General features: G+C 70.5%; 3 protein-coding genes. 1 reads left to right on the plus strand and 2 read right to left on the minus strand.

The features are described 5' to 3' along the window. A partial coding sequence (locus tag AC5LUJ_RS20675; RefSeq protein WP_493465553.1) for a glycerate kinase occupies positions 1-730 on the plus strand: 730 nt, incomplete at its 5' end. Here the strand turns inward: AC5LUJ_RS20675 and AC5LUJ_RS20680 are convergent. Together AC5LUJ_RS20680 and AC5LUJ_RS20685 are read right to left on the minus strand one after the other, a co-directional pair. After that, on the minus strand, positions 687-2498 hold the full coding sequence (locus AC5LUJ_RS20680) for an SdrD B-like domain-containing protein (protein ID WP_493465554.1): 1812 nt from the start codon (positions 2496-2498) through the stop codon (positions 687-689). The genes AC5LUJ_RS20675 and AC5LUJ_RS20680 overlap by 44 nt on opposite strands. Positions 2499-3115: 617 nt before the next feature. After that, the gene (locus tag AC5LUJ_RS20685) at positions 3116-3484 is read right to left on the minus strand and encodes an Rv0250c family protein (protein ID WP_250282547.1); all 369 of its coding nucleotides are present in this window, start codon (positions 3482-3484) and stop codon (positions 3116-3118) included. Positions 3485-3736 lie beyond the last annotated feature (252 nt).

A 3736-nucleotide genomic window follows, 5' to 3' on the forward strand; every position in this document is an offset into this window, starting at 1 on the left:
GAGCAGGACGGCGCCCAGCGCCTCGACCAGCCCGGCACTCGCCGTCCTCGAGGGCGTCGATCTGTCCGGGCTGGATCCGCGGCTGCGTGACACCGAGCTGGTCGTCGCTTGCGACGTCGACAACCCGCTGCTGGGCCCGCACGGTGCCGCTGCCGTGTACGGCCCGCAGAAGGGCGCCACGCCGGACGATGTCGCCTTCCTGGAACAGGCGCTGACCAGGTGGGCGACGGTCGTGACGGCCGCGACCGGAACCGATCACCGGTGGGCCCCGGGGGCGGGCGCGGCAGGCGGCGTCGGCTTCGCCGCCCTGTCGCTGCTCGGTGCCCGGCTGCGTCCCGGGATCGACCTGATACTCGATCTTGTCGGCATCGACGACGTGCTGCGCGGCGCCGATCTGGTGGTGACGGGGGAGGGTGCGCTCGACGAGCAGACACTGCGCGGGAAGGCCCCGGCCGGGGTGGCGGCCCGGGCGCGTGCGGCCGGCGTACCGGTCGTCGCGGTGGCGGGGCGTTCGCTGCTGGATCCCCAGGCGCTGGCCGGTGCCGGTTTCTCGGCGGTGCGGACCCTCGCCGAGCTGGAGCCGGACATGCGGGTGAGCCTGTCGCAGGCGGCTGACCTGCTGCGCCGTCTCGCGCCCCAGCTGATCGAACGGTCCCGGCCGGCTGGCCCGTCCCGTCCCGCGGCCCCTACCCGTCCCGCTGGTCGTGCGGGGGCCGGCGACGGAACATGATCGCTGTTGGGACGCCGACGGCGAGCAGCGCCACGAACGCCGCGAGCGGGAGGAGCGCGCCACCGGAGCCCCCCGTCCGGGCGGCGCTCAGGGAACGCGCTATCCCATCGGCCTGCTCGGTGCTCTCCGTCGGCCTGGCCCGTTCGGTCTGGACCTCCCGCACGGATTCCACCGGTTGCACGGCGAAGGTGTATCCGGTCACGCTGCTACCGACCCGGTCGAGGACGATGTTGCTGAACGTGTCCGGGTGGAGGATCGTGCGGCCGGCGGATCCGCCGCGCGAGGTGTCCTGCCGGACGGCGTACACGCCTGGCACGAGGTCGTCGAACGCCCATTCCCCGGACGCGTCGGTGACGGTCTCCCGCAGGATGCCCGCCCCGTCCGGGCCCGTGCCGGTCAGTTGGATGGCCACCTCCGGAGCGGTGGCCTCGCCCGCGTCCCGCCGACCGTCGCGGTCGGCGTCCAGGTAGGCGTTGCCGCTGATACTGGAGCGGGCCGAAGCGCCGAAGTCGCCGAACGGCCTGAGCAGGCCGGCCAGCTGCCGATGACCTTCGCGGTTCGGATGGTAGATCAGGCTCTGGTCGAGGGCGAGGAAGCCGTCGAGGAACTCGTGTATCCAGCGGTCCGGATTCCGCTGGTCGACGGCGGGGTCCGGTTCGTGGCCGGCGAAACGGCATTTGACGGTGTCGACCACGGTGACGAAACGGCCCGGCGTGCCGACCGAATCCGCCGGTGGGGCGTCCGGTGAGCAGGTGTGTCCGGCGGGGTCGGACGGCCCGGTGAAGCCCGACGAACGGTTCACCGTGTCTGCGGCGGCGATCTGCATGCTGTCCCCGCGGTCGCCGAGTTCCCGGACCGCGGCGGACGGGTCGAAGACCGTCCCGTTCAGGGCGGCCTGCGCTCCTGGCGGCAGGTAGTGCTCCCGGCTGGACAGGTACGGATAGGTGACCAGGGCCACCCGGCCGCCGGGCGGCATCCGCTCCCGCAGGCGGGTGAGCAGGGTGACCAGGCGGCCACGGACCTCCGGGAGGTTGTCCGTCGCCTGCTCGGTGAGCCGTTCGCACTCGGCGATGTCCCCGGCGGGTATCCCGAAGGCCTTCGGGACGTCGAACGCGAAGCAGCGCAGCACGATGTCGGAGAACCGCACGTCGTTGCCGCCGATCGTCAGCAGGACCAGGTCGGTGCCCGGGCCGACCGCGTCGAGCTGTGGCGCGACCAGCCGGGTGCACGAGGCGGACGCGATGCTGTAGGCGACGTCGACCGGGCCGATATCGGCGGTTTCCTCCGGCCCGAAGCCGGCCGAGCAGTCCTGCCGCAGGCGGTCGAGGACGGCGGGATCGTAGGCGGTCTCGCCGATGCGCAGCGGGGTCCGGTAGGTGCGCTGGTCCATTCTGCGCGGGCTGAGAAGGTCGTTCGTGGTGGCGCCGCTGCACGCCCGGTTGACATAGGTGACGTCGTATCCGCGTTCGTCGTGCAGCCACTGGGCGTATTGTTCGCCCCAGTTCACCGTCGAACGGTGGCATCCACGTGGTCCGTCACCGGTGTCATAGGTGCCGGCACCCGCGCCGTTCCCGGCGGCGTACGAATCGCCGAGCTGGACGATCGAAAGATGGGGAGCCGCCACGTCCGCGGTGTTGCCCGGCCTGGGAGCGGCGGTTGGTAACGGGGTGGCCGGTAACGGGGTGGCCGGTAACGAGGTGGCCGGTAACGAGGTGGGCCGGGTGGTGGTGGCGGCGCTCGGTTCGGCGGCGGCCGGTCGTCCAGCCATGATCAGAACTGTGAAAAGAATCGCGGGGACGGCGATCCTGGCGGTGATCCGGAAAATCGGCCCACCCGTGCGGTGAAAGGAGGGCGACCGGTCTGTTCCCGCTTTTTCGGCCGCCCTCGACATGAGGACGGGTTCGGATCCGGCCACCGCGTCGCCCCCGAAGCTTGAGCCATCAGTGGTGCACCTGGAAGTGGCGCACCCGAAAGCGGCACACGTAGCAGTGCCGAATATATTCCGACGCGAAGAGTAACCGACTTGGTCGTGACAGGCAAGCGTCGTGACGGGCGGGCATGGCGTGGGGCGGGAGCGCCCGTCCTCGGGGCCCCCGCCCGCGTGGGCGGAGCGTAGGCGTAACGCTCTCACGCCATCGGGCCCCGCCCGCGTGGGCGGAGCCATGATCGCGCGGCCTTCGGCCTGGTGCCGGCGTCGGCCGTCGGGGGCGCGATCATGGCAATCCGGGTCTCTACGCGGTCGTGTCCGTCGGAGCCACCTTTCGTTGTTTTTCTGTAGTTTATATTTTTTATTCTTGTTGTTTATATTTGGCGGCGACCGTGTCGTCGGTCGATGTGAGTGCTGACGTCAGGCCATGATCCGCGCTCCGGGCCGTGGCCGCGGCGTCACACCCAGGCGCGCCGCCGCCGCCGCGACGACACGGCGCGATACCGCTGCCAGCCACCGGCGACGCCTTCGTCGTCGCATTCCGGCTGGAATTCCGGCTCGCCGTGGCGGGCCGGTACGAACACCGGCTCGCGGAATTCGCGGGTGATGTCCGTCGGCGGTTCCTCGCAGCTGTCGGCCCTGGCCGGGGCGACGGTTTCCGCGGCCAGCGCGTCGATGTCCTCCAGGGCCCGGCGGATGTCCGCCGCCAGCCGGTCGGCGGCCTTCGAGCTCGGTGCCTGGATGCACAGGCACTGGATATGGCGTTGTGCCTCCTGAATCGCTGTGGTTACGGCGGAAATCTCCTTCCGCAGGCTTGCCGACTGCACGATTCGCCACCTCCGTGGTACTCCGGTCACCGGTCGACGATGGTCCGGGCAAATGCCCGTATCCGTGGGGAGCCACCGTGCCGGTCATGTGCGTGAAATATTGCGTTCACATGGCAGTATGATCCGGATGGCGGTGAACCGGCCAGTGGGAGGGACTTTTTTCCCGTCGCGACGTGCCTGAAGTCGGTCACCGGCCCATTCGGGCATGGCCTGGCCGGCCGTGGGTTACGGTTGGTCGGCCAGTGCCTGCCG

Source organism: Protofrankia sp. CiP1_Cm_nod3, from assembly GCF_982290655.1.

Bases quoted from the DNA above. Each gene is read 5' to 3' on its own strand.
- AC5LUJ_RS20680 (WP_493465554.1), bottom strand. From the start codon at position 2,498: ATGGCTGGACGACCGGCCGCCGCCGAACCGAGCGCCGCCACCACCACC.